23 protein-coding genes are annotated in these 26,064 nt (G+C 53.6%); 2 read left to right on the top strand and 21 right to left on the bottom strand.

Annotation, left to right across the window (positions count from 1 at the left end):
* Positions 1–339: 339 nt before the first annotated feature.
* A complete protein-coding gene (gene recQ, locus EKN00_RS00115) occupies positions 340–2,118 on the bottom strand; it encodes a DNA helicase RecQ (RefSeq protein ID WP_421825355.1) in 1,779 nt (592 codons plus the stop codon).
* A gap of 315 nt (positions 2,119–2,433) precedes the next feature.
* Here recQ and EKN00_RS00110 point away from each other — a divergent pair, with 315 nt between their 5' ends.
* On the top strand, positions 2,434–2,637 hold the full coding sequence (locus tag EKN00_RS00110; protein WP_127848105.1) for a CsbD family protein: 204 nt from the start codon (positions 2,434–2,436) through the stop codon (positions 2,635–2,637).
* A 58-nt stretch (positions 2,638–2,695) separates the two neighbouring features.
* Here the strand turns inward: EKN00_RS00110 and EKN00_RS00105 are convergent, their stop codons facing one another.
* Positions 2,696–2,905, bottom strand: a complete 210-nt coding sequence (locus EKN00_RS00105; protein ID WP_241559422.1) for a helix-turn-helix transcriptional regulator — start codon at positions 2,903–2,905, stop codon at positions 2,696–2,698.
* Between the two features lie 160 nt (positions 2,906–3,065).
* Between EKN00_RS00105 and EKN00_RS00100 the strand changes: the two genes are divergently transcribed.
* On the top strand, positions 3,066–3,455 hold the full coding sequence (locus EKN00_RS00100; protein ID WP_127848103.1) for a helix-turn-helix domain-containing protein: 390 nt from the start codon (positions 3,066–3,068) through the stop codon (positions 3,453–3,455).
* A 559-nt stretch (positions 3,456–4,014) separates the two neighbouring features.
* Here the strand turns inward: EKN00_RS00100 and lepA are convergent.
* The 19 genes from lepA to EKN00_RS00005 form a co-directional block, all read right to left on the bottom strand.
* Positions 4,015–5,853 (bottom strand): translation elongation factor 4, encoded by a 1,839-nt coding sequence (gene lepA / locus EKN00_RS00095; RefSeq protein WP_127848102.1) that lies wholly within the window; start codon positions 5,851–5,853, stop codon positions 4,015–4,017.
* A 114-nt stretch (positions 5,854–5,967) separates the two neighbouring features.
* Positions 5,968–6,681: an acetolactate decarboxylase gene (budA, locus tag EKN00_RS00090; RefSeq protein WP_127848101.1), complete on the bottom strand. Its 714-nt coding sequence runs from the start codon at positions 6,679–6,681 to the stop codon at positions 5,968–5,970.
* Positions 6,682–6,699: 18 nt separating this feature from the next.
* Positions 6,700–8,379, bottom strand: coding sequence for an acetolactate synthase AlsS (alsS, locus tag EKN00_RS00085; protein ID WP_127848100.1), 1,680 nt, complete (start codon positions 8,377–8,379; stop codon positions 6,700–6,702).
* A 204-nt stretch (positions 8,380–8,583) separates the two neighbouring features.
* The gene (locus tag EKN00_RS00080) at positions 8,584–9,765 is read right to left on the bottom strand and encodes a hypothetical protein (RefSeq protein WP_127848099.1); all 1,182 of its coding nucleotides are present in this window, start codon (positions 9,763–9,765) and stop codon (positions 8,584–8,586) included.
* A 94-nt stretch (positions 9,766–9,859) separates the two neighbouring features.
* Positions 9,860–11,002: a molecular chaperone DnaJ gene (dnaJ, locus tag EKN00_RS00075; protein ID WP_127848098.1), complete on the bottom strand. Its 1,143-nt coding sequence runs from the start codon at positions 11,000–11,002 to the stop codon at positions 9,860–9,862.
* Positions 11,003–11,226: 224 nt separating this feature from the next.
* Positions 11,227–13,086: a molecular chaperone DnaK gene (gene dnaK / locus EKN00_RS00070; RefSeq protein ID WP_127848097.1), complete on the bottom strand. Its 1,860-nt coding sequence runs from the start codon at positions 13,084–13,086 to the stop codon at positions 11,227–11,229.
* A gap of 54 nt (positions 13,087–13,140) precedes the next feature.
* Positions 13,141–13,704: a nucleotide exchange factor GrpE gene (gene grpE / locus EKN00_RS00065; RefSeq protein ID WP_127848096.1), complete on the bottom strand. Its 564-nt coding sequence runs from the start codon at positions 13,702–13,704 to the stop codon at positions 13,141–13,143.
* Positions 13,705–13,734: 30 nt separating this feature from the next.
* Positions 13,735–14,775, bottom strand: a complete 1,041-nt coding sequence (hrcA, locus tag EKN00_RS00060) for a heat-inducible transcriptional repressor HrcA (protein ID WP_127848095.1) — start codon at positions 14,773–14,775, stop codon at positions 13,735–13,737.
* A gap of 220 nt (positions 14,776–14,995) precedes the next feature.
* Positions 14,996–15,949 carry a riboflavin biosynthesis protein RibF gene (ribF, locus tag EKN00_RS00055; protein ID WP_127848094.1) on the bottom strand — a complete coding sequence of 318 codons (954 nt, stop codon included), beginning with the start codon at positions 15,947–15,949 and terminating at the stop codon, positions 14,996–14,998.
* Complete coding sequence (gene truB, locus EKN00_RS00050) at positions 15,936–16,856, bottom strand: tRNA pseudouridine(55) synthase TruB (protein WP_127848093.1); 921 nt, start codon at positions 16,854–16,856, stop codon at positions 15,936–15,938. The genes ribF and truB overlap by 14 nt, the downstream gene beginning before the upstream one ends.
* A 76-nt stretch (positions 16,857–16,932) precedes the next feature.
* The gene (locus EKN00_RS00045) at positions 16,933–17,667 is read right to left on the bottom strand and encodes a TerC family protein (RefSeq protein WP_127848092.1); all 735 of its coding nucleotides are present in this window, start codon (positions 17,665–17,667) and stop codon (positions 16,933–16,935) included.
* 73 nt (positions 17,668–17,740) lie between these two features.
* Positions 17,741–18,034 carry a hypothetical protein gene (locus EKN00_RS00040; protein WP_127848091.1) on the bottom strand — a complete coding sequence of 98 codons (294 nt, stop codon included), beginning with the start codon at positions 18,032–18,034 and terminating at the stop codon, positions 17,741–17,743.
* A 152-nt stretch (positions 18,035–18,186) separates the two neighbouring features.
* A complete protein-coding gene (rbfA, locus tag EKN00_RS00035) occupies positions 18,187–18,534 on the bottom strand; it encodes a 30S ribosome-binding factor RbfA (protein WP_127848090.1) in 348 nt (115 codons plus the stop codon).
* A 203-nt stretch (positions 18,535–18,737) separates the two neighbouring features.
* The gene (infB, locus tag EKN00_RS00030; protein WP_127848089.1) at positions 18,738–21,527 is read right to left on the bottom strand and encodes a translation initiation factor IF-2; all 2,790 of its coding nucleotides are present in this window, start codon (positions 21,525–21,527) and stop codon (positions 18,738–18,740) included.
* A 22-nt stretch (positions 21,528–21,549) separates the two neighbouring features.
* Positions 21,550–21,849, bottom strand: a complete 300-nt coding sequence (locus tag EKN00_RS00025) for a YlxQ-related RNA-binding protein (RefSeq protein ID WP_127848088.1) — start codon at positions 21,847–21,849, stop codon at positions 21,550–21,552.
* Positions 21,846–22,145 carry an RNase P modulator RnpM gene (gene rnpM, locus EKN00_RS00020; protein ID WP_127848087.1) on the bottom strand — a complete coding sequence of 100 codons (300 nt, stop codon included), beginning with the start codon at positions 22,143–22,145 and terminating at the stop codon, positions 21,846–21,848. The genes EKN00_RS00025 and rnpM overlap by 4 nt, the downstream gene beginning before the upstream one ends.
* A 46-nt stretch (positions 22,146–22,191) precedes the next feature.
* Positions 22,192–23,388 (bottom strand): transcription termination factor NusA, encoded by a 1,197-nt coding sequence (gene nusA, locus EKN00_RS00015; RefSeq protein WP_127848086.1) that lies wholly within the window; start codon positions 23,386–23,388, stop codon positions 22,192–22,194.
* Positions 23,389–23,444: 56 nt separating this feature from the next.
* On the bottom strand, positions 23,445–23,918 hold the full coding sequence (gene rimP / locus EKN00_RS00010) for a ribosome maturation factor RimP (RefSeq protein WP_127848085.1): 474 nt from the start codon (positions 23,916–23,918) through the stop codon (positions 23,445–23,447).
* 436 nt (positions 23,919–24,354) lie between these two features.
* The gene (locus EKN00_RS00005) at positions 24,355–25,836 is read right to left on the bottom strand and encodes a UDP-N-acetylmuramoyl-L-alanyl-D-glutamate--2,6-diaminopimelate ligase (RefSeq protein WP_127848084.1); all 1,482 of its coding nucleotides are present in this window, start codon (positions 25,834–25,836) and stop codon (positions 24,355–24,357) included.
* Positions 25,837–26,064: the final 228 nt, after the last annotated feature.

Raw genomic sequence — 26,064 nt, 5'->3', positions numbered from 1 at the left:
CCCAGCCGTGGCAACAAAGAAAAGAGGTGTGACGACCGCGGTTTTTGCGGTTGGCACACCCCTTTTCTTTGTGGGAAAAATTTAGATTTGTGTGAGGAGTATTGTGGATTTGGGTACGAGATAGAACATGCGATTAAATGCCAAGCATCATACGAGTTAGATTCAGACTGCGACGATGCAAAGCTAAATTTTTAGTCTGGAGACGGCGATTTTCCGGCTCCAGACGACCGCCACAGCGTCCACGGCGAAGCACACCCGAGGCCCAGCCCGGACCCGGAGGCCAAACCCCACAACGCGGAGCCTCCTCACTGGTCTACCTCCACAAAACCACTGTGAACGTTAAGCCTTTGCCTCTTGCAACACCTTCAGGAATGGTTCGCCGTACTTGTCCAGCTTGTTCTGCCCAACCCCGCGGACGCGCAACATGTCGACCCGCGTTTGCGGAAGCTCGCTGCACATTTCTTTGAGCGTCTGGTCGGAGAAGATGACGTATGGTGGCACCTTCTTCTCTTCGGCAATGTCCATCCGCAGTTTGCGCAACTTCTGGAACAGGTCGTTGTCGATCTCAACGGCAATCGACTTCTTGGCCTTTGCCGCCATCTTTCGCTGCACCTTCGTCTTGCCTTTGAGCACGTCCGCGCCCTTTTCCGTGATGCCAAGGGTTGGGAACTGCCCGTCGGTTGGGGCCAGGTACCCGTCAGCGGTCAGAAAATCGATGAAGCTACTAATCTGCTTTTGACTTTGACTGGCCATGATGCCGTATGTTGACAGGTCCGTCAGGTGGTATGAACGCAACTTCTCGTTGTTGGAACCAGAAAGAACCTGGGCGATAATCACCTTGCCAAAGCGCGCGTGCATCCGCACGACACACGACAGCACCTTCTGCGCGTCGACCGTCACGTCCGCGTACTCGCGGTCGTCGAGGCAGTTGGAGCAGCGCCCACACGGACTGGTGCCCGTTTGGCCGAAATAACGCAAGATGAACTGCTGCAGGCAATCACCGGTGTTGGCGTACTGCTGCATGGTCTGTAATTTGCTGTATTCCCGCGCCTTGTACTCGTCGTCACCTTCCGATTGATCAATGAAGAAGTGGCGAATTTGCATGTCTTGCGGCTTGAACAGCAAAATTGCCTCACTGGGCAGACCATCACGCCCGGCACGGCCGGCTTCTTGATAGTAAGATTCCAGGTCGCCGGGAACTTGGTCGTGGATGACAAACCGGACGTTGCTCTTATCAATTCCCATCCCAAAGGCATTGGTTGCGACCATGATTGGCTTTCGGTCGAACAAGAAGTCTTCCTGGTTGGCGTTGCGTTCCTGCTCGGACATCCCCGCGTGGTACTTCGTCACCGGGAAATGTTTGTGGTCGAGCAGATTCGTCAGGCGGTCGACTTCCTTCCGCGTGCTGGCGTAAATAATCCCCGACTGGTCGCGGTTTAACTTGAGGTATTCCAGCAGGTACGTGTCCTTGTCCTGGTCGCGGATCACCTTGAAACTCAGGTTGGGCCGCTCAAAGCCCGTGTTCACCATGCCGGTGCGCGGAATCTGCAGGCGGTCACAGATGTCCTGCGCCACACGTTCCGTTGCAGTCGCCGTTAGCGCAATGATGGTTGGGTCTGACTGCAGCTGCTGCACGACGCTTTGTAGGTTCAGGTAGCTGGGCCGGAAATCGTGGCCCCAGTGCGAGATACAGTGGGCTTCATCCACCGCCACCAGGTCAATTGGCAACTGGTTCAGCTGGTACAAAAAGTTTTCGTTGTCGAGACGTTCTGGTGCGACGTAGAGCAGTTTAACCTGCCCCTGGGCACACAAATCTAGCCGGTAATTAATATCCTGGTAGCTGATGGTACTGTTAATGAACGTTGCGGGAATGCCGTTATCGTTCAGCGCGTCGACCTGGTCTTTCATCAGCGCAATCAGTGGTGACACGACCACCGTAATGCCGTCGAACAGCAGCGCGGGAATCTGGTAGCAGAGTGACTTCCCCCCACCGGTCGGCATCACGGCTAAAGTGTTCTCGCCCGCCATAATCCGGTCAATCACCTGATCTTGTCCCGGCCGAAAGCTGTCGTAACCGAATTTTTCCTTTAACACTTGCAATGCCGCAGCATTCGCCATGACCATCCTCCTCTACGTAATTGGGCATCAATCCGCCTGCCGAATTCCGTTCACACAAAAATCACTAATAACCATTCTACTGTATATTACGCAAAGGGTCCAAGGAATCGTCCGCCCAATTCGGCAATTCGGAACTGCACAACGGCTCTCGCTAATTATTAAATTTCTTGTAAGCGATTACGTTAGTGGCTAATACCCCTTGCAGCGCGCCGGGCCAATCTGGAACAATATAAGTAGGGAGCGCAATCCCGACGGACGGACCGTCACCCAGCGATGGGCGCAGCCGCGCTCCACTCATTTGAGGAGGGATTTGCAATGACAAACGACCGATTGGACGCAACCAAGGACAAAGTTGCCGGCAAAGCCAAGGAAGTTGAAGGCCGCGTGACTGGCGACAAGACCCGCGAAACCCAGGGGAAGGCTCAGGGCCTCATGGGTAAGGCAAAAGACAAACTAGCTGACGCTAAGGACATGGCTGAGGAAGCTGTCGACAAGGCAAAGGCAAAAATGTCAGAATAAGTCTTTACGCAAACGGAGGACTCGCGAGTAGCGGGTCCTCCGTTTGCATAACTTAGTCTCAGTACTCAATGAAGAATGTCTCAATAGGCACTTCATACAAATGTGCTAATGCGGGAAGCTCAGTTGCTTTAAATTGATACTGACCGTTTTCTAGGCGCAAATACTGGTCAGCACGAGTCAATCCGATTGCTGAGGCCACTTCAGCTAAGGTCAATTGGTGCTCATGACGCAGCTTTTTGATGGCTTCGGTGTTAATTGCATAACTCAAAGTGGACACCCCCTTATCTTTTCTTCGACATACGCCCATCTTACTATTGAGAAAACAGCATCGTCAATGGATGTTTTGCTATTATCGCAAATAAGTTTGTGCAAACAACAAAACAAGTTAAAATTAAGTTGTTCAATGCACAATAATTGGGGGAATCAGGATGCCGAATATTTCCTTACAAAAACGGCTTATCGACGCGCGTGAGGCAGCAGGCATGTCTCAGTCAGAAGTAGCACGGCGTATTGGTTTGGCTAACAGCGTAATCAGTCGAATTGAGTCCGGTGACCGCAAAGTCGCAGCCAGTGAGCTGGCGGATTTTGCTGACCTGTACCACGTATCAGCTGACTACTTACTCGGGAGAACTAACCTTTCCGACCGCATGCCGTCAGTGCAAACCAGCACGACCACGGACTTAAGTCTTTTCTTGCAGCGCGACACAAGCTACCAGTTTAATTTTGAAGGTGTACAGCTGACACCCGAACAGAACATGAAGTTACGAATTGCCTTAACCCAAATATTCTGGGATGAAATAAAATTAAACAACAACTAAAAGAGCAGTGACTCGCATCGGCGAATCACTGCTCTTTTTGTGTTCATAGACTTACACAGACTCAATTAGTATGCGCACGAATATTAACACGGCCGCAATGCCAATAGCGAGCATCGCGGAACGGTAATAATATTGGGCGTCGTGCTTCAAATATAATCCCCATTTCTTTTGATCACTGAGCGTAATGCGACTGACTGGCGCACGCAACCACTGCTGAAGTGGCGGCGTTCTAATAAGAAGCTATTAACGATTTCTAGCTTCTTTGCGGGACTATCAGTTGTACCCCTTGACCTGGTTTAAAAGACCCTCGACTGTATCGGCCTTAAATAGTGTACCATAAATGGTCGATTTGACGAAGATCCGGAGAATGAATCCCTCTTGTCGGGTAGGACTGCCCCATAAATTTGAGTTGCGCTGGAAATATATTTTAATCGCCGGCAATCACCAAAAACCGCCCATTTTCTACCCGCTCATACTTGAGTGGACGGAAAATGGGCGGAATTTAAGTAACTGAGATTGGGAAAAATATGCGAGGCATTGTTAAAGTGTTGCCATGCCGCTATTTCCCCCGCGTGTCCTTCTCGTTAACTTCCAGAAGTGACATGAAGGCTTCCTGCGGTACGTCGACACTCCCGACGGCCTTCATGCGCTTCTTCCCCCGCTTCTGCTTCTCCAGCAGCTTGGCGCGCCGGTCTGGGTCCCCTGTGTGAATCCGGGCCGTAACGTCCTTGCGGTAAGCACGAATGGTCGCGCGCGCGATAATCTTGTTCCCAATGGCGGCTTGAATTGGGACTTCGAAGTTCTGCCGCGGAATGGTTTCCTTGAGCTTGCTGACGATGCCCCGGCCGCGGTCGTAGGCGAAGTCACGGTGCACGATGGATGATAGCGCATCGACCGGCTCGCCGTTGAGCAAAATATCCATCTTCACGAGGTCACTCGGCCGGTAGCCAGTCACTTCGTAGTCAAGACTCGCGTAGCCCTTGGTGTTACTCTTCAAGTCGTCGAAGAAGTCGTAAATGATTTCGGACAGTGGCAGGTTGTAAATCACGTTCACCCGGTACTTGTCCAGGTAGTCCATCGTGACGAACTCCCCGCGCTTGCGTTGCGCCAGCTCCATGACGGGGCCCACGTAATCGTTCGGTACCATGATGTTGGCCTTAACGAACGGCTCGTCAATTTCGCGAACCTCGCTGGCATCCGGCATTTCGGCTGGGTTTTCGACCGTCACCTCGGTGCCATCGGTCTTCTTTGCGTGGTAATCAACGGATGGCGCCGTCATGATCAGGTCAAGGTTAAACTCGCGCTCGAGCCGTTCCTGCACCACGTCCATGTGCAGCAAACCGAGGAAGCCACAACGGAAACCAAAGCCCAGTGCCTTACTGGTTTCGGGTTCGAATTCCAGCGCCGCGTCGTTCAGCTGCAACTTCTCAAGGGCGTCGCGGAGGTCGTTAAACTTGGCGTTGTCCGTTGGGAAGACCCCGGCGTAAACCATCGGGGTAATCTTGCGGTAGCCTTCGAGTGCCTTCGTCGCTGGCCGGTCCGCGTTAGTCACCGTATCCCCGACCCGCGTGTCCTGGATGGTCTTGATGGATGCGGTAATGTAACCAACATCACCGGCCATCAGGTAATCGCGCTTAACGGCCTTAGGTGACATCACTCCGACTTCGGTAACTTCGAACTTCTTGCCGTTACTCATCAGTTCAATCATGTCACCGACCTGCACGGCACCGTCCTCAACCCGGACGTTAAGCACAACGCCACGGTAAGAGTCATAGGCAGAGTCAAAAATCAGGGCCTTGAGTGGGGCCTCAACGTCGCCGCTTGGTGCCGGCACATCGCTGACCACCCGCTCGAGGATTTCTTCAATCCCGATTCCGGCCTTCGCACTGGCCAGGATTGCGTCATCCCCGTCCAGACCGATCATTTCTTCGATTTCTTCCTTAACCACGTCCGGCTGGGCGCTGGGCAGGTCAATCTTGTTGATGACAGGAATGATTTCGAGGTCGTCGTCCAGCGCTAGGTAAACGTTGGCGAGTGTCTGGGCCTCAACCCCCTGGGCCGCGTCGACGACCAGCAATGCCCCTTCACAGGCGGCCAGGCTGCGACTGACTTCATAGGTGAAATCGACGTGCCCGGGCGTGTCAATCAGGTGAAAAATGTAGCGCTGCCCGTTCTTGGCGTTGTAGTGCAGTTCAACCGCGTTCAGCTTAATGGTAATCCCACGCTCACGTTCGAGCGCCATGTCGTCCAGCACTTGGGCTTGCATATCGCGCTTGGCGATAGTATCCGTCAATTCCAAAATCCGGTCGGCCAGCGTGCTCTTCCCGTGGTCGATGTGGGCAATGATGGAAAAGTTGCGGATGTGCTGCTGACGCTCACGCATCTCGTCAAAATTCATATATCTTCCTGCTTTCCTGAAAAAGTCCTACTTACTAGTATAACAAAAATAAGCTGGATGACTAGCACAACCGGCTAGCCGTCCAGCTTATTGATTTTACGCAACTACATTAGCCTAGTGCTCGGCCTGTTCAATGTCCGCGGTAATCTGCTTGCTCGTGAAGTCCTGCCGCATAAACGGTTTGCTGGCAACGGGTAGGTGCAGGTTGAAGTCACTGAATTGCTGCATCTGCAGCTGGCCATCGGTGCCCTGCACGTCAAGCACGTGGCCCCCGAATGTGTGGTCGTCACTCAGAAAGTGCAGGTGAAAACCTGGGGCCGCCGCTCCGGCGTACAGCTGCGGGGAAAAGTAGCCGCTGATTGTACCCGTGACCGTCAGCGCGCTGAACTCACTTTGATCTGCGGCCGTGGCAACGAGCGTCGGGTACGGGGCCTCCTGCTTGCGCACCGCCCGGGTTTTGACCTTGGCGAAGGTTCCGTGCAGGCGAATAGCCGTAAACACGTTCAACGAGGCCAGTTGCTTGGTCAAAAGCGACCGCAGATGCGCGTAATCACCAGCCTGAATTGACTGGGTCGCACCAAAATCGGCGAAGTGCACGTTGGCAAATGGGACTTCTTCATTATCAGTGACGGTGCGCACCGTTCCGTTGTGATTCACCTGGTAGATGACCCCACGCTCGATGATCAGTTCACCATCAAGGCCCGCGAGTGTGCCAATTCCTGTATCGCCATGTGTGAGCAACTCCTGGGCAGTCATCGTGCCGGTAAAGAGACCGGGAACGAGGGCGGCCAGGGTGCCGTGTTGATAAAGCGTTTGTGTATCAGCCATGCTGTGCCTCCAAATCGGTTAGAACTGGTCGGCCAACATGTCGTCAGCCAACTTGCTGTTATCACTATAGTCCACGGGAATGTCAACAACAACCGGGCCGTCGGTGGCGAAGGCTTCTGTCAGCACCTTGTGCAGGTCCTCAGGCTGGTTCACGCGCAGGCCCTTGGCGCCAAAACTCTCGGCGTACTTAACGAAGTCAACGGGGCCAAAGTCAACGGCGGCGTTGCGTCCGTACTTCTTTTCTTCTTGGAACTTCACCATGTCGTAGTGCCCATCGTTCCAAATTATTTGCACGAGGTTACTGTGGAGCCGCACCGCCGTTTCCAATTCCTGACCGGAAAACAGGAAACCACCATCACCAGAAACGGAGACTGCCTTGCTGTTCGGACGCACCAGTGTGGCCGCAATCGCCCATGGCAGCGCCACACCCAGCGTCTGCATCCCGTTACTGAACAGCAAATGCCTTGGTTCGTAGCTGCGGAAGTGGCGCGCCATCCAGATGTAGAAACTACCGACGTCAACGGCAACGGTCATGTCGTCGGTCGTGAGGGCTTGCAGTTCCTGAATGATTGCAAGTGGGTGCACCAGGCCGGGCTTCGTGGCAACTGGTGGCAAGTCGCGCTGTTTGAGTTCAGCGCGCAAGTGGTTCAGGAAACGTTCGGCACCGGGCGCAACGCGGTAACCACGCATCTGGGGTTCAAGGAACGCCAGGGTCTGGGCAATGTCGCCAATGAATTCGGTTTCTGGCTGCAGGTTCTGGTCAATCTGCACCGGTTCGCTGTCAATCACGATGACGCGGGCGTCACCCTGGTCGTTCCAGTTGCGGGGTTCGTACTCGATGGGGTCATAGCCAATGGTGATGATCAAATCACTTTGCTTGAGCAACACGTCCCCTGGCTGGTTGTGGAATAAGCCAACGCGGCCGAAGAAGTTTTGTTCCTGCGCGTGGGAAATGATGCCGGCACCCTGGAAGGTTTCAACAACGGGCAGTTCGGTCACCGCGAGCAGGTCCCGCACCGCACTGGTCACTTCTGGTGAGGAAGCGCGCATCCCGAGTAACAGGACAGGTAGTTCTGCGTCCTTAATCTTCTGGGCAAGGTGGGCAATGTCGTTGGGGCTGGCTGGGCCGATCTTGGGTGGATTGATCTTCTTGATGGCCGCGCTGGTGACCGGGCTGTCGGTCACGTCCTGGGGCACGGAGACGAAGCTGGCCCCCTGCTTGCCTGAAATTGCTTCCTGATATGCGTTCGCAATCATTTCGGAGATGTTGTCTGGATCTTGCACCTCGGCTGAATACTTGGTGACGGGTGCGAGCAGGTCTGCGTTACGCATGCTCTGGTGCGTTTGGCGCAGCAGGTCCTTACGCTGCACCTGACCGGAAATCGCGAGGACCGGGTCCCCTTCAGCGTTTGCCGTCAGCAGCCCCGTTGCTAGGTTGGAAACCCCAGGGCCGGAAGTTGTAATCACAACGCCGGGCTTGCCCGTAATCCGGCCAACACCAGCGGCCATGAACGCGGCGTTTTGTTCGTGCCGCGCCACAATCAGCTGCGGTGCGTTTGGAATCTGCGGGTGGTCCAGTTGGTCAAAGACGCGGTCAATCTTCGCGCCGGGAATACCAAAGACGTATTTGACGTCGTGGTTTGCCAGGCTTTCAACAATTAAATCTGCGCCGTAACGCTGCTTTTTTTCTTCACTCATGGGGTAACCTCCGAATTTGCTAACCTTCTGTAAGTTGATGTATTAACAGTACCACAGACGTGTTCATTTGAAAACGGTGTTAAAGTCTATTTCTGTAGCATACAGCCCATTATCTGTACCACTATCGCAAATGTTCTGTTCTATTTGTGATCAAAAAACAGCAACCTACCGCCGAATTGCGGGACGATAGGTTGCTGCAATCACTTAATTAACTTCTGGATAATTGAAATTACTCTGGGCCGACTCATAAGCTGGCATGCCGGTCAGTGCACGGTAAAGGGCCCGCTCGATGACAAGTGGCGCGTCGCTACTTGCAACTGCGTACGGTACCTTGAGGCTCTTGGCAATCTTCACGCTGGTGTTGGTCGTGATGTGGTGCACCTCATCCGTGATCAGAATCGCGATGTCAGCCCGCGCCAGCTTGTGCTTCAGCTGACTGCCCTTGGTGGCGGCGGTGGCGGTGGTTTCGCCCCCATCGTGTGCCTCAACCACCAGTTCAAGGTCCTGCTTGCTCGTGACGTTCCCAACGAACAGGACATCGCGGCCGCTCAGATTGAACTGAATGCGGGGTGCGTAGGACTTGGTCGTCGATTCAGCGGCAGTCTCCTGCGTCTTAATCTCAGCTTTCTTCTTCGGCTTAGCCACGTGCTTTTGCTTCGGCTTCAGTCCCTGCTTGTCCTTGTAGACCCAGCTAACGGTGGCCTGTTGCGGGCCGTCGGTGCTGTACCAAGCCAGATCCACAATGTCACCAGCGCGCAGGGCGAGCCGGGCCACGTCAATCTGCTTAATCAGGAACGTTACGGGCACGTTGTCGCGCGTGCGCATGAGCACGTCACCGTGGACATCGCGGATGGCGACGAACTGATATCCGCTTGGCAGTGTGTCGTCGTGTTCAATCACGGCACCACGCAGCCGCTTAATCCGCGGGTTCTCGGTGTTGCGGTTCCGGTCGATAATGGTGACCCCGGTGCCGTCACCGAAGTCATCATTCCGTAGCCGCACCGTGTCCCCATCGGCGAGGTCCAAATCACGCACGGCGGCCTCGGTGAAGAACCGGTTCCCGGCGATTGCACCAATCAGTTTGCGCTCAACCTTTTCGATGCCCTCAGTCTCTGGTGCAACCGGCGTTTCACCCGCGTCCGCAGAACTCGCTGCCGGCATAAGCATCGGGCTGTGCTTAGCGGAATTGGTGTGGACCGCGTTAATTAACGATTGTGCTGCAGTTTCGTCGCGGTCCACTGGTGCCTCAGCGCCCTGCTTGGCGAGCGCCAGGCCCGCATAGCGGCTCGTGAGCTCGATACTCTGGGCGATGATGGCCAGATTATCGGGCGTCGCCTTCTGCAGCAGTGCCGTGACGTCAGCACGATATTGTTCAAATATATTCATCAAAATCCCCTCGTCTAAAGTTTGCTGGTTGCGCAAACCTGGTGCAAACGCCAAGAGGCAGGTCCAACCCGCGGGTTAGGCCTGCCTCCGACGACTATTTGTTCTTGAAGGCGTCGCGCACCTTATCGAATAAGCTGCTTTCGTGTGGCTTGACCTTTTGCCCACTCGCAGCGGCAAACTGCATCAGTGCATCCTTTTGCTGCTGGTTCAGGTGCTTAGGTGTGTGGATCCGCACGGTGACAATCTCATCACCGGTACCAGCACCCTGCAAACGTGGTGCACCCTTGCCGCGCAGACGAACCTTGGTGCCCGACTGGGTTCCGGCCGGAATCTTCAGTTCGACTTGGCCGTGAACCGTGTCCGCCTTGACCTCGTCACCGAGTGCCGCCTGGGCGAAGGAAACGTCCAGCGTCATCAGAATGTCGGCGCCGTCGCGTTCGTACTTGCTGCTTGGCTCAACGCGGAAGATGATGTACAGGTCACCGTATGGCGCACCGTTTTCACCAGCTTCACCAGCGTTGTCGAGCCGCATCTGCTGACCGTCCAGAATCCCGGCTGGAACGGTTACTTCGATGGTGTGGCGTTCGTTTTCAACACCAGTACCCTGACAGTTAGCACACTTGTTCTTGATTTCCTTACCGGTACCGTGACATACATCACAGGTTTCACGGGACTGCATTACACCAAGTGGCGTGTTGCGCTGAACCGTAACGAACCCGCGCCCATGACACTTGGAACAGGTCTGTGGCTGTTCGCCATTCGCGGCCCCAGTCCCGGAACAGACGTGACAACGACCCCGGCGGTTGTAGGAAATGTTGGTCTTCTTCCCGAAAACGGCTTCCTCAAACTTGAGGTCCATGCGGTATTGCAAGTCCGCACCAGCACGTGGTTGCGTCCGGCCGGTTGCCGCACCGCCGCCCCCGAAGAAGGAACTGAAGATATCATCAAAGCCGCCGAAACCTTGACCGCCAAAATCACTGAAGCCCTGGCCACCGCCAAAGCCGCCGCCCTGAGGACCATCGGCGCTACCGTACTGATCGTATGCAGCACGCTTTTGCTTATCGGAGAGGACCTGGTATGCTTCGTTGATGTCCTTGAATTTCTGTTCAGCACCGGGCTCGTGGTTAATGTCTGGGTGATACTTCTTTGAGAGCTGCCGGAACGCGCGTCTTATTTCGTCGTCGCTGGCGTCACGGGCCACACCCAGAATTTCATAATAATCTTTCGATTCAGCCATGTTTTCCTCCCGTTTGTGGGCGCCCTTTGTTAATCGAAGCAGGCGGTAATTCCACAAATTGTTTGCTATCTAGTCTATATTTTTGTGCTAATCTCGCTTAACCAGAATAGCACACCGCGTCTCAAACAAAAAGCCAAAGTCCGCATGCGGACCTTGGCTTTCCGCTTAACGCGGCTAGTTACTAAAGTGACAGTTAAAACACTTTGTTTCGGCCTTCAGCAGTCCTACTTCTTGTCGTTAACGTCCTTGTATTCACCGTTAATTGTGTCGTCGCCATCCTTCTTGTCGGAAGATGATGCGTCTGTGTTGGCGTCAGTCGCGCCCGCAGCACCGTTTGCCTGCTGGGCCTTTTGCGCCTGTTCGTACAACTTGACGGTCATGTCCTGCACAATCTTGGAGAGTGCGTCACGCTTGGTCTTCATGGCTTCGAGGTCGTTGTCCTGTTGAGCCTTCTTCAGCTCTTCTTCAGCGTCCTTAGCCTTCTTGATTTCGTCTTCGGAAACCTTACCGTCGAGATCCTTCAAGGTCTTGTCGGTTTGGAAAATCAGCTGGTCAACGTCGTTACGCAGGTCAACTTCTTCCTTGCGCTTCTTGTCGGCCTCTTCGTTCTCCTGGGCTTCCTTAACCATGCGGTCGATTTCGTCATCGGAAAGACCTGAAGAACTCTTGATGGTGATGTTCTGGGACTTACCAGTGCCAAGGTCCTTAGCGGAAACCTGAACAATCCCGTTCTTGTCGATGTCGAACTTAACTTCAATCTGAGGTACGCCACGAGGTGCGGCAGGAATGTCGGAAAGCTGGAAGCGACCCAGAGTCTTGTTGTCAGCGGCCATTGGGCGTTCACCCTGAAGGACGTGGATGTCAACGGCTGGCTGGTTGTCAGCTGCGGTGGAGAATACCTGCGACTTGCTGGTTGGGATGGTTGTGTTGCGGTCAATCAGCTTGGTGAAGACACCACCCATGGTTTCAATACCAAGGGACAGTGGCGTAACGTCGAGGAGCACAACGTCCTTAACGTCACCAGTGATGACCCCACCCTGGATAGCAGCACCAAGGGCAACGGCTTCATCAGGGTTGATGGAGTGGTCTGGGTCCATGCCGGTCCAGCCCTTAACGGCATCCTGAACGGCAGGAATACGTGTAGAACCACCGTTCAAGATAACCTTGTCCAGGTCGGAAGCGGACAGGCCGGCATCCTTCAGCGCGTTCTGCACTGGGATGCGGGTGCGATCAACGAGGTCGGCAGTCATCTGGTCGAACTGGGCACGGGTCAGAGTCTTCTCCAAGTGGAGTGGGCCGTTAGCACCGGCGGAGATGAATGGCAGAGAAATCTGTGTGGAGGAAACCCCAGACAGGTCCTTCTTGGCCTTTTCAGCTGCGTCCTTCAGACGTTGCAGCGCCATCTTGTCCTGGGACAGGTCGATGCCGTTGTCAGCCTTGAAGCCTTCAACGAGCCAGTCGATAATCTTGTTGTCGAAGTCGTCACCACCAAGGTGTGTGTCACCGTTCGTGGAGAGAACTTCGAAGACACCGTCACCGAGCTGGAGGATAGAAACATCAAACGTCCCACCACCAAGGTCGTAAACCAGAACTTTTTCGTCCTTGTCTGTCTTGTCGAGCCCGTATGCCAAAGCGGATGCGGTTGGTTCGTTGACAATCCGTTCTACTTCGAGGCCGGCAATCTTACCAGCATCCTTGGTCGCCTGACGCTGGGAGTCGTTGAAGTAAGCTGGCACGGTGATAACAGCCTTGTCGACTGATTCGCCCAAGTAGTCTTCAGCAAACTTCTTGATGTACTGGAGAATCATCGCAGAAATTTCCTGAGGCGTGTACTTCTTGTCGCCTACCTGGACCGTGTAGTTAGCTTCGCCCATGTGGCGCTTGATGGAAATAATGGTATCTGGGTTGGTGATTGCCTGACGCTTTGCAACTTCACCAACCTGGATTTCGCCATCCTTGAAGGAAACTACGGAAGGTGTGGTGCGGTTACCTTCTGGGTTCGTAATGATTTTTGGTTCGCCACCTTCAAGTACCGCAACGGCACTGTTCGTGGTCCCCAAGTCAATCCCAATAACTTTAGACATAAGAATCTAACCTCGTTTCATGATTAATTAACTAATTTAAGTAACAACTGGGTGCTAGTTCGCGACTACCACCATGGCTGGGCGTAAAACCCGTTCGTGGAGCTTGTAACCCTTTTGGAAGACCGTAACAACAGTGTCTTTCGGATGATCGTCATCAGCCGCCACCGTCTGCACTGCCTGGTGCACGGTTGGGTCGAACTTATCGCCGGCAACACCGACTTCGGTGACCCCAGCCTCCTTCAAGGCGTTGTCCAAATGGTCATACACCATCTGGACACCCTTCTTCAGCTGTGCTGCACCGTCTTCGTTCACTTCGGACTGCAAAGCACGATCGAGATTATCAATGACCGGCAGAATCGACGTGATGACCTTCTGCCCATCGAAATGAAGCAGCTGTTCACGTTCCTTCTTAAACCGGGCATTCATGTTGCGCATTTCTGCTTCAGCACGGAGGTACTTGTCCTCTAATTCGTCGCGTTCCTGTTTCAGCTTTGCATCTCCCTTGTTCCCACCAGCAGCAAGTGCTTCGAGGTCACGCAGGGAGTTCGCACTGATTTCGGCTTTTACGCGTTCAAGCTCGTCAGCACTATTAGTGTTATCGGCATTGTGCTTCACCATTTTCAGGCTCCCTTCACTGTATGTTTACAATCACTGCATGTGGTTGTAGTAATCCATTAGGCGTTTTGCTAGTTCGCCCCGGAAGGCATCTAGCAACCCAATCATCTTCGAATACGGCATGGACGTTGGCCCAATCAACGCGATTGTGCCCTGACCATGTTCCCCCACGGCGTACCGGGCGGTGATGACGGACAAATTCTTGAGGGATTCGTCCGAAAGCTCACTGCCAAGCCGTACGGAAATTGGATTCTGCTCATCTGCGCTCAGCAACCGGTTCAGCTCATCACTGTGATCAATGATGCGCATGACGTCCTTCAGCTCGCCGATGTTGTCGGCGTCGAAGTAGTCCATCAAGTTGAGCCGTCCACCAACGTAGAAGCGCTCCGTAACGGCCTGTTTCAGAACATCCCCAAACATGTTGAGGAAGCCATCGGGGGTCGTCAGGTGCCGCATCAGCATTGCGGGCACGTCTGTCTGCAAGTGCTGGGCAACTTCTGGTAGCGACATCCCCACGAGCTGGTCGTTCACAATGCGAATCGCGCTTTCGACGTCCTCGCCCTTCACCCCATCTGGCAGGGTGAAGACCTGGTTCTGGACGCTACCATCGCTTGAGACGATGATGGCCATCACCTGACGCCCGCCAAGTGGCACAATCCGGAAGCCTTCCAGCGTTAACGCGGAAACTTCCGGGCCGAGCGTGATTGCGGTGTAACTGGTCAGGTTGGACAAAATCCGGGCCGACTGCTCAACAATGTCATCAATTCGGTGGTAATTATCATCACCGAATGACTTCTGAATCGTCTGCAGGTCGGCTTCAGGAACCCGCGCCGGCGTTAGCATGTGATCCAGGTAATACCGGTATCCAGCAGCACTCGGAACGCGTCCGGAGCTACTGTGCGTTTTCATGATGAGCCCGGCATTTTCCAGCGCCGCCATGTCGTTTCTAATCGTGGCTGAACTGACATGCATCGGTAGCGTCGTCTGCAGGGATTTGCTCCCCACCGGCTGGCCCGTTTCGGTGTAAGACCGAATGATTTCATTAAGAACCATTAATTCGCGCTTCGTCAGCATGTTGCCACCTCCTTTTTTAGCACTCATTATCCATAAGTGCTAACGACAATTATATTACGCCTGCCATTTAGCAGCGTCAACCGCTAAGTGCTAAAAAGTTGGCTATTTACGGAAAAAATCAAAAAAATCATACTAAAGGCCGAGTTGTGCGCCAACTCGGCCCCAAAATTGCCAGGAAATCTCGGATTAGTCAGCCCCACAAGCAGACTGCGGCCAAACCTTATTTCAGCAAATTGTGTTCATCTAGGTATGCGCGGCTGTTGCGCTCGTCTTGCTTCAGCTGCTCAATCAAGCCGTCGACACCGGCGAACTTAATCTCCCCGCGCAGATAGTGGTACCAGCGCACTACGACGTCTTTGCCATAAAGGTCACCGTCAAAGTCGAACAAATTGATCTCGAGCGTGACCGGTCGGTGGTTGCCGAACGTGACGTTACGGCCCACTGAGGCCATGCCCCCATAGGTCTTGCCATCCACGACCATGGTAACGGTGAAAATGCCAATGCCCGGCAGCGTTTCGTGCGCGCCCGATTCAATGTTCGCGGTTGGGAAACCCAGGGTACGGCCCCGCGCCTCGCCGTGCACGACCACGCCGGTTGTCGTGTAGGTGTAGCCGAGCAGCTCGTTGGCCAAATCGACGTTGGCCTGCGCCAGTGCGGCCCGAACGCGCGTCGAGCTAATCTTGATGGCGTCTTCGCTTTGCTGGCGGACTTCGACAATCTCAAACCGGTCCTGGGCGTACCGCGGCAGGGTGGTCATGTTCGCAATGTCCTTCTTGCCGTACGTGTAATCAAAGCCAGCCACGACAACCGCGGCGTTCAGCCCCACGAGGTACTGGTCGACGAACGACTGCGGGTCTAGCTTGGCGAATTCCGGCGTGAAGTGCACCGTGTACAAAATATCAACGTGATTGGCGGCCATGAGCTCCGCCTTGCGCTGCTTGGTCGACAAATAGGTGAACGTTGCTGGATCCGCCCCACCATACACAATCGCTGGGTGCTCATTGAACGTCATCACCGCTAGTGGCAAATGACGCTTGTCCGCCTCAGCGCGCCCAGCGGCAATTACCGCCTGGTGTCCGCGGTGCACGCCGTCGAAAAAGCCGAGAACGAGCACGATTGGTGACGCGTTAACGTCCGTGTCCTTCAGCGGTGGAATGATATCAATCTGCTGCATTTTTACCCCCATCATTAGCTAAGTACATTGTTTCTGCCCGGTAAACGCCCTCGTCGGTCAGCCGGTAAATCGCCTTGAGCAGGCCGTGATACCGCAGCGCAACGTGCGCTTCACTGCCCGGAAGTGTCAAACTGGCACCGTTTTGTACGCGGGCCCAGGCCGCTTCCGTCAGGTCGATTGCAGGGACGTCACTGTACGCGTGATCCAGCGGCACGACTAGGTCTGCTACCCGGCCCGTTTCCGCCGCTTTGGCCAAGTCTTCAAGGGTCACCGCTTGGTCGAGCGTGAAGCCGCCACTGACCTGCCGCGTCAGCTGACTCATCGCTGCTGCGACTCCGAGCTTTTTACCCAGATCCACCGACAGAGTCCGGATGTAGGTACCCTTGCCCACCGATGCGATGAACGGGAAACTCTGCGTTCCAGCCGCAGCGTCAAAAACGGTGGCGCCGGTGCGGGCAAAGTTCTTAATCAGCGCGGTGCGCTTTGGCCGCTCAACCGTCTCGCCGGCCCGCGCGTAATCGTACAGCCGGCGTCCATTAACCTTCACGGCGGAGAACATCGGCGGAATCTGCGTGATTTCACCGATGAAACTTGCCATGGCCGTATCGATGTCCTGGTCGCTAAACGGTTCTGTTAGCGGGGTCCGCTCGACGATTTCGCCATCCAAATCCTCGGTTGTGGTCGCAAAACCAAACTGAACCGAACCCGTGTACACCTTACCGCCGTCCTGGAGGCGCGAGATGGCCTTGGTCGCCGCGCCGAGAGCAATTGGTAACATGCCGTCGACGCTCGGGTCCAGCGTGCCTGAGTGCCCCACACGCTTCATGTGCACAATCCGGCGCACCTTAAACACGACGTCCGCGCTGGTCATCCCCGCTGGTTTATAAATGGGCAAAAATCCGTCCACACTTTGTTCCTCCTTCAATTACGCAATGCAATATAAAATGGCTGCGGTCTGAATCCCGCAGCCAACTTGGTCGATGCTAAGCATTCTTCTTTTTCTCATTATACCAGTGGACCGCGAAAGTCGCGAGAAACGCCACCAGGACAAAGATACTGAAGAACGTATTCGAAATCTCAATGTCAATCATTGGCAGGCTGAGGGCCAGTTTAATCGAAATAAAGCCAATCAGCACGTAAGCCATGTAGAGCAGCTCGGGAATCTTGGCGAGCAAGACGATCATCATCTGCGCGACAAACCGCATCGCCAGAATCCCAATCATGCCCCCAATCAGCACAATGATCGGATTATTATCAATCGCGAGCGCCGTCAGAATCGAGTCAATCGAGAACACAAAGTCGAGCAGGACAATCGCGACCACCGTGCCCCAAAACGAGCGTGGCTTTGCCGGTTTCGCCGTTTCTTCGGTTGGCTTAGGGACGTGCTGCTCGTAGAAAAAGTGCACTGACATCCACAGCAAGTACCCCGCACCAATGGCCTTAACACCCCAGAACCGCATTAAAAAGTTCCCGAGACCGATGGCGACGAACCGGAAAAAGTACGAGCCCCACAGCCCCCACATCAGGGCGCTGCGTTCCTTCTTCGGGTCCCCCAGTGACTGGGTTTGCGCCGCCAGCACCACCGCGTTATCCACGGAGAGCAGACATTCCATGATGGCCAAGGTCAAAATGGTCATCAGCCCGGCACTGGTCATCACCGCAGCGTGCCAATCGCTTGCCTCAAAAAAGGGCTTGTATAACCGAATTATCGTGTCCATCAACTATCCCCATATTTTCCAAAAATTTATTAATAACTATAGCACATTTTGGCTGGGGATTGCGCCGGCGTACTTAATGTTTCTTACTCATGCGCGCAAATACGCTCATCGCGAGGAGCCCAGCAACACCACAAATCAGGTAAATCAACATTAATGACATTAACCCGGCCGCGTGGGTCTGGAGCATTTGGACCAACACGTAGATAGCCATGCCAATCCCGCCAATCCCAAAAATCGCGCAACATAGCAGCACGAGAATCCGCGCCAGCCCGGTCCACCAGGCACGCAGCCCGTAAAGCGTGGCCATCCCAACGACCACGCCGCTGACAATTAGCACCAATAAAAGTAAATCAACCGCAATCCGCATGCTCTTTCGCTCCTTAATCAAACCCATCGTTACTAAATATTGTAGCGCATTCACGGCGGCCAAATTGGGCTTTTTTTCGGGAAGAACTTTCCCTGTGCAAAATCACCGTACAAAAAAACCGCACACCAGAAAGTTCTGGTGTGCGGAATTTATTAGTCTTTAATCCGGGCTTCAGCAAGGAGCTGGTCAATGCGCGCTCCGTACTGAACGGATTCATCCTGCTTGAATTCAAGAGTTGGTACCTTGAACAGGCGGATACGTTGGCCTACTTCGTGACGAATTAGACCGCTGGCTTTTTCCAATCCAGCCTTAGCGTCGGCAATCTTATCCTTGTCGTCGCTCAAAATGCTGAAGTAGACGGTTGCCTGCTGGAGGTCACCAGTCAGCTTCACGCCGGTGATGGTGACACCAGAGACACGTGGGTCGCTCACGAGCTTCAACAAAATGTCGTCGATTTCGCGTTGAATTTGCGCTTCAACACGACCAATACGATGTTTCATGGTTATGCCTCCATTCCTGTGATCCTTGAGTTGGGTGTGACTAGGGGCATGGGGTTCCTAGTCGAGCTGAGCTCTGTGTTCTTAGTCGAGCTCCGCGACCCTGCTCGTTCCGCACAGCACGCTCCCACCAATATGGACAAAAACCGTCCATATCGGTGCGAGCACGCTGTTGCTCGCGAGCAAACCGGGTCGCTCCGCTCTGTTTACTTCACCGGCACTTCTTCCATCGTGAAGGCTTCGATCTGGTCGTCTACCTTGATGTCGTTGTAACCATCAATTGTGAGACCACATTCGAATCCGGCACGAACTTCCTTGGCGTCGTCCTTGAAGCGCTTGAGACTGCCAAGCTTGCCTTCGTAGATAACAATCCCGTCGCGAATCAGGCGTACGCCAGCGTCGCGGGTGATGAAACCAGTGTCCACGTAGGAACCAGCGATGGTCCCAATCTTGGAGACGTTGATGGTTTCCCGAACGGTGAGGGAGCCGATAACCTTTTCTTCGTAGACAGGTTCCAGCATACCCTTCATCGCGGATTCGATTTCGTCAATTGCCTTGTAAATAACGCTGTGCAGACGAATGTCCACATCTTCAGCATCGGCCTGAGCCTTTGCCTGAGCGGTAGGCCGCACGTTGAACCCAATGATGATGGCGTTAGATGCACTCGCCAGCGTCACATCGGATTCGTTGATTGCACCAACGGCCTTGTGAATGATGTTGACGCGAACGCCTTCAACTTCAATCTTCCGCAGCGAACCATCAATGGCTTCAACGGAACCTTGAACGTCACCCTTGATGATAACGTCAACTTCCTTGAGTTGGCCTTCCTTCATGGATTCGAACAAGTTGTCGAGCGTTACGTGGTGTGTCTGTTCACGAACCTTTTCAAGGGCACGCTTTGCACGTTCTTCACCTGCAGCACGCGCGGTCTTTTCGTCTTCGAAGACAACCAGACGGTCAGCGGACTGAGGGACATCGTTCATCCCGGTGATTTCAACTGGGGTGCTTGGCGTTGCTTCCTTGACACGGCGACCGCGGTCGTTGGTCATGGTCCGGATTTTACCGAACGTGTTCCCAACAACGACTGGATCCCCGATGCGCAGGGTACCTTGCTGAACGAGAACGGTTGCAACGGAACCACGGCCCTTGTCAAGACGCGCTTCGATAACGGTCCCAACAGCCTTTTGTTCTGCGTTAGCCTTCAGTTCGAGCATGTCAGCTTCCATCAGAATCATTTCGAGCAGTTCGTCGATGTTCTTACCGAACTTCGCGGAAATCTGAACGAAGATGGTTTCCCCACCCCATTCTTCAGGAATCAGGCCGTATTCGGTCAACTGTTCCATGACGTGGTTAGGGTTAGCACCTGGCTTATCAATCTTGTTGACGGCAACGATGATTGGTGCGCCGGCAGCCTTCGCGTGGTTGATAGCTTCGATGGTCTGAGGCATAACCCCGTCATCGGCAGCAACAACCAGCACGATAATATCGGTGATGTCAGCACCACGAGCACGCATGTTCGTGAAGGCCGCGTGCCCTGGGGTATCCAGGAACGTAATCAGGCGGTCATGGAGCCGTACTTGGTAGGCACCAATGTGCTGGGTAATCCCACCGGCTTCGCCCTCGGTAACGTGCGTGTGACGCAGCTTGTCCAGCAGCGTCGTCTTACCATGGTCAACGTGACCCATGATGGTAACAACAGGAGCACGTGGTGTGAGGTTTTCGGTAGTGTGGGTTTCAGCTTCGAAGACTTTGTCCAGGTCGGTGATATCCTCAACGACCTTCTTTTCAGCGTCAATCCCGTAGTCCGTCGCAATCAGTTCAATCGTGTCATCATCGAGGCTCTGGTTCTGGTTAACCATTACTCCGAGCATGAACAACTTCTTGATGATTTCGGCTGGTTCACGGTGAAGCAACTTACCCAGATCCTGGGCGTTCATGCCTTCTGTGTAAACGAGCTTTTCTGGTAATGGACGGTCCTTACGTACTGTAACTGGCTTCTTTGGTTCGTTGTTGCGCTGGTTACGACGGTTACGCTTGTTGCGCTTACCCTTGTAAGGAGTTTCCTGACGGCCAGAACGGAAGTTACGTTCGCGCTTTTGCTGACGGTCATCAGTCTTCTTTGGTGCATTGCTCGTAGCAGGCTTTGCAGAGCTGTTTGTTGCAGGCTTTGCGTTGGTCCGTGCTACTGGCTTTGCAGCAGGCTTTGGTGCTGGTGCTGCCTTAGCTGCTGGCTTTGGTGCAGGTGCAGCCTGTTTTGGTTCAACCTTTGGCTTAGGCTGTTCCTCAAACTTGCCGATTGGTGCAGCACTCGTCCGGAATTCACTCTGCTGACGCTGACGCAAAGCTTCTGCGCGCGCTGCTGCACGACCAGGATTTGGCCGTGCTGCTGGTGCTGGCTGGTTAGTCCGGGAACGATTGTTGTTGTTATTGTTACGGTCATTGCGGCGCTGGTCATTACGCTGACCGCCGCGGTTGTTGCTGTTTTGACCGTTCTGCCCGTTCTGGGCGCCACGTTGACCGTGGTTTTGGTTGTTACTACGCGCCTGACCACCATTGTTGTTGCCGTTGTTGTTGCGGCGACCCTGGGTACCAGGACGTTGTGTGCCTGGACGACGAATGGCGTTCTTGCTGATCTTGGTCTTGCCATCAGCGGAAACGTGCGTTGCGTGCGTCGTGCCGGTCTTAACTTCAGCGGCCTTCTTAGCTTCCGCCGTTGTTTCAGCAGCTGGCTTCTTCGCTTCTGCAGGCTTTGGTGCAGCTGGCTTTGCTTCGGCCTTTGGTGCCTGCTTTGGCGTCGTCTTTACTTCTGGCTTTTCAGCCTTTACTTCTGGTGTGGTTGCGCTTGTAATTGCCTTTTTGATGGTTTTCTCGTCCTGTTCGTTGATAGTGTTCATGTTATTGTTCACGTCAATGCCGTTTTGCTTCGCGGTTGACAGAACTTCTTTACTGCTAATGTTTAATTCCTTAGCGAGTTCATATACACGCTTTTTGCCCATCTGTTCACGCTCCTATCTGTTTCTAGGTCAGCTTCGCGATTGCCTTTGCAAAACCTGCGTCAAGAATCGCGATGACCGTGCGTTTGTGACCGATGGCAATGCTAATTTCTTCTTCCGTGAGCGGTGTGATTACCGTTGCGTGGTAGAAGGCTGCCTTATCGGTTATCTTCTTGGTCAGATTATCGCTGGCGTCGCTTGCCAAGATGACAAGCCGTGCGTGCCCATTGGTGATGGCTTTGACGGTGAAGTCAGTGCCTGTCTCCAGTTTGCCCGCGCGCTGCGCTAATCCAATCAAATTCATTAACTTGGTGTTGTCAGTCATGCTTTGTCGCCAAAAAGTTCGCGCCGAGCTTTTTGATGGTCAACGTAGGCGAACAGTTCTTCGTAAAACTGTGGGTCAACCTTAATCCCAAAAGCTGCTTCGAGAACGTGCTTCTTGGCGGCATTCTTGACGCCCTCTGGATCGAGTGCGACGTAAGCACCACGTCCAGCCTGTTTCCCCGTGGGGTCAATGGCCAGAACGTCTTCCTTTGTTTTTACAACCCGAATCATTTCTTTCTTCGGGTGCATTTCACCGGAAAGTAAATCTTTCCGCATCGGAATTTTACGTGGTTTCATGTTGCCACCTCCTCATAAAGCGGGTGAAAGACCCCCGCCTTATCTATTAATCTTCGGTTGGTTCTGCATCCTGGCTGTCGCCCTCAGCGTTGTCTGCTTCAGGCTGATCGCCATCAGGAGCAACTTCGCCGGCAGCAGCTTCAGAAGCGTCTTGTTCCGCCATGAGTGCCTGGTCTTCTTCGGTGAGTTCTTCATCATCAACGAATTCAACTTCGGATTCAGGCTTGATGTCAATCTTGAAGCCAGTGAGCTTAGCGGCAAGACGAGCGTTTTGGCCCTTCTTCCCAATTGCCAGTGAGAGCTGGTAATCAGGAACAATGACCGTGGCACTGCGTTCATTGTTCTCGTCGTTGAACTGCACGGCAATAACCTGTGCTGGGTTCAGAGCGTTCGCAATGTAATCCGCGGCGTCTTCTTCCCACTGAACAACGTCGATGTTTTCGCCGGACAGTTCGTTCACAACCGCCTGAACACGTGCACCGCGGGGGCCAACTGTTGTCCCAACGGCATCAACATCTTCGTTGGTGCTACGAACCGCAATCTTGGTCCGGTCACCGGCTTCACGGGCAATACCCACGATTTCAACGGTACCGTCGAAGATTTCGGGAACTTCGGCTTCGAACAAACGCTTAACGAGACCCGGTGCAGTCCGGCTAACGAATACCTGAGGACCCTTAGCAGCGTTTTCAACCTTGGTCACGAACACCTTGACGTGGTCGTGGGCTTCGTAACGCTCGTTAGGCATCTGGTCACCCTTACCGAGAACGGCTTCAATCTTGCCGAGGGAAACGTAGACAAACTTGTTGTCGCGACGTTCTACAACCCCCTGCATGATTTCTTCTTCGTACTTGGAGTATTCATCGTAAACGTTGGCACGTTCTGCTTCACGCACCCGCTGCATGATCACTTGCTTAGCAGTCTGCGCAGCAATTCGACCAAAGTCGCGTGGGGTCACCTCAAAGCGAATCTCGTCACCGATTTCGTATGCCTTGTTGATTTCGGTTGCATCCTTGAGGCTTACTTCCAGACGGGAGTCGAACACTTCGCTCGTGACTTCCTTGACTGCGTAAACCTTGATGTCACCCTTTTTAGGATCAAAAGTGACCTCAACGTTTTGGGCCTGATTGTAGTTGCGCTTGTAGGCACTGGTCAATGCAGCTTCAAGAGCTTCAATGACGATTTCCTTCTTAACGCCCTTTTCTGTTTCTAAGGCATCTAATGCCTCAATCATTTCCTTTGACATGTGATTCCTTCCTTACGCATATAATCGATTACTAGACTTGGTAACTAGTAATCGGGTTAAAATTCAATAGCAAGTCGCGCATTTGCAATGTTCTTGCGTTCGAAACTGATTTGCTTCTTGCGGGACTTCACCTTCACGTCGAGCGTGAGCGTGTCGTCGTTTAGCTCCAGCAAAGTGCCTTCGAACACCTTATTGCCGTCTTGCTTTTGGAACAAACTAATGTGGATGTATTCCCCCACAGCCCGCTCCATGTCGGCTTCAGTCTTCAGTGGCCGTTCAGCCCCAGGACTCGAAACTTCCAAATAGTAAGCCTGCGGAATTGGATCAGGATCAACGTTATCAAGTGCTTCACTAAGCTCGTCATTAACGACAACGCAATCGTTCAGCGTAATGCCACCGGGTTTATCAATGTATACCCGCAAGTACCAACCAGAACCTTCCTTAACAAACTCAATGTCTGCTAGGTAAAAATTGTGTTCTTCAAGGATTGGTTCGACAATCGTCTTCACGTTGTCAACTACAGTACTCATCGTGTCCCTCCTTAATGCGTGCCGCAATTACGTGATTGCAACACTGAAGTTTCATGCAAAAAATATTACATTTCAAAAATATTTTTGCATTTTTACCGTGAATGGCACGATGCCTAGGCCAATTCGCACATTGAACCTCTGCACTCAGCAGACCGCAATTTGTAAAACCGCGTCACACCGGCATTCATCGGCACAATTCCATTCACTTCTAGCCTCAATATGCCAATAAAAAGAGTGAGCATCGCTGCTCACTCGACCGAGGTCTAGAATTCCTAAATTCAAGATAACACAAATAAAATAAGGGGGCAAGGCCTAGCCACCGGTAAAAGCCCTCCGTGACCAACTCTTGTCCCCTTTTTGCTGAAATTAAACTCAGCTCAACACAACACGGGCATTTTTCTGCAAACGACTGCTTCATGTGTGCCTCAATTATTTTTTACTTGTTCAGCAGCTCGTCGGCAACTTCGAAATCGCTGAAGTGGTGCTTCGTGCGCCCGATAATCTGGTAATCCTCGTGACCCTTGCCGGCAATGAGCACGACGTCGTTCTTCTTCGCGTGACTCAGTGCGTAGGTGATAGCTTCACGGCGGTCCGGAATCTCAACGTACTGGTCAGGGGTAAGCTGGCTGGTAACGTCATCAAGAATCGCCTGTGGATCTTCGGTGCGTGGGTTGTCGGAAGTGAAAATCGGGTGGCTCGCCATCTTCACGGCAATGTTCCCCATGATGTGGCGCTTGTTGCTATCGCGATCGCCGCCACAACCAACGACACAGTAGACGCTGCCGGTCGCAAACTCATTGATGGTCTCGAGCACGTTCTCAAGGCCATCTGGAGTGTGCGCGTAATCGACAATCGTGACAATTCCCTGTTCGTTGGGCACAACCTGGAACCGGCCTGGTACACCAGTGGCGGTTTCGAGGGAGCGAATGATTTGTTCAGGCGTGAGGCCCTGCCCATAAGCCGCGCCGAATGCAGCGAGCACGTTGTAGACGTTGAACTTACCAATCAGGCGCATCGTCACGTGGTAAATCTGACCGAAGAATTCGATATCAAACTTGGTTCCGTGCCCGGTGACCTCAACGTTGATGGCACGAATGTCGGCGTTGTTGTCAATCCCGTACGTCATCACGTTCGTGGCCGTCTGCGTACTCATTTCAATTAGGCGCAGTCCTGCTTCATCGTCCGAGTTAATCACGGCCGTCTTCGGGAAGCGCCCGTATCCATTGCCAACCTGCGTGAACAGCTGGGCCTTGGCCTGGAAGTATGCTTCCATCGTGCCGTGGTAATCGAGGTGGTCCTCAGTGAAGTTGGTGAAAATGACGGTGTCAAAATCAACGCCCCAACTGCGCCCCTGAGCCAAAGCAATGGATGAGACTTCCATCGCGCAGCCGGCCTGGTTGTCATCACGCATCTCGGCAAACATTCTCTGCATTGCGAGCGCATCTGGCGTCGTGTTCAGGGCTGGCTTGTTCTCGCCGCCGATTTCGTTTCCAATCGTCCCGATAACCCCCATGGAGTAACCGGCATCTTCCATAATCTTCGCAACGAGGCGACTAACGGTGGTCTTCCCGTTGGTCCCGGTGACCCCAATCATGCGCAGGTCGCGGCTTGGGTTTCCGTAGTAGCGCACGGCGAGCTGGGCCAACGCCTTGTGCGTGTTCGGCACCTTAATCACCCGGTCGCGGTATTCCTGCGCCACGGGCCGTTCAACGACGGCAAATTCAGCACCAGCCGCAAAAACCTCATCTAGGTGATCATGACCATCGAACATGTTCCCGTGGATGGCAACGAAGCAACTGCCAGGAACAACTTCCTTCGTGTTCGCGGTCAACTTAGTGATTTCAGGGTTAGTCGCTGAAATCCGCTGACGGTCCTGGGGGCTAACCTGTAACAAACTAATTAATTCTGCGGCACGCACTATCTATTCATCCTTTCACACCCGCTTGGGGCGACCACAATGGTGGCTTATTCATACAACTTTCATGTTAATGCCTCATTCCCCAATTAGCAAGGATTTACACGGTTGTGGTTATTCTTGCGGGGTCACTGCTCCGCGTTCTGTAGTGGTCTAGGGGCCGCGACTGGGCGGGGCCGGTGCGCGTTCCGTGCGGCTGGGATTTTCCGTGCGGCCGGTTGAAGCCCCAAA

It is taken from the genome of Lacticaseibacillus hulanensis (genome assembly GCF_004010095.1).
GTDB classification, from domain to species: domain Bacteria; phylum Bacillota; class Bacilli; order Lactobacillales; family Lactobacillaceae; genus Lacticaseibacillus; species Lacticaseibacillus hulanensis.
The sequence above is the reverse complement of the archived record's forward strand: the minus strand, read 5'-3'. Positions and strand labels throughout refer to the sequence as shown.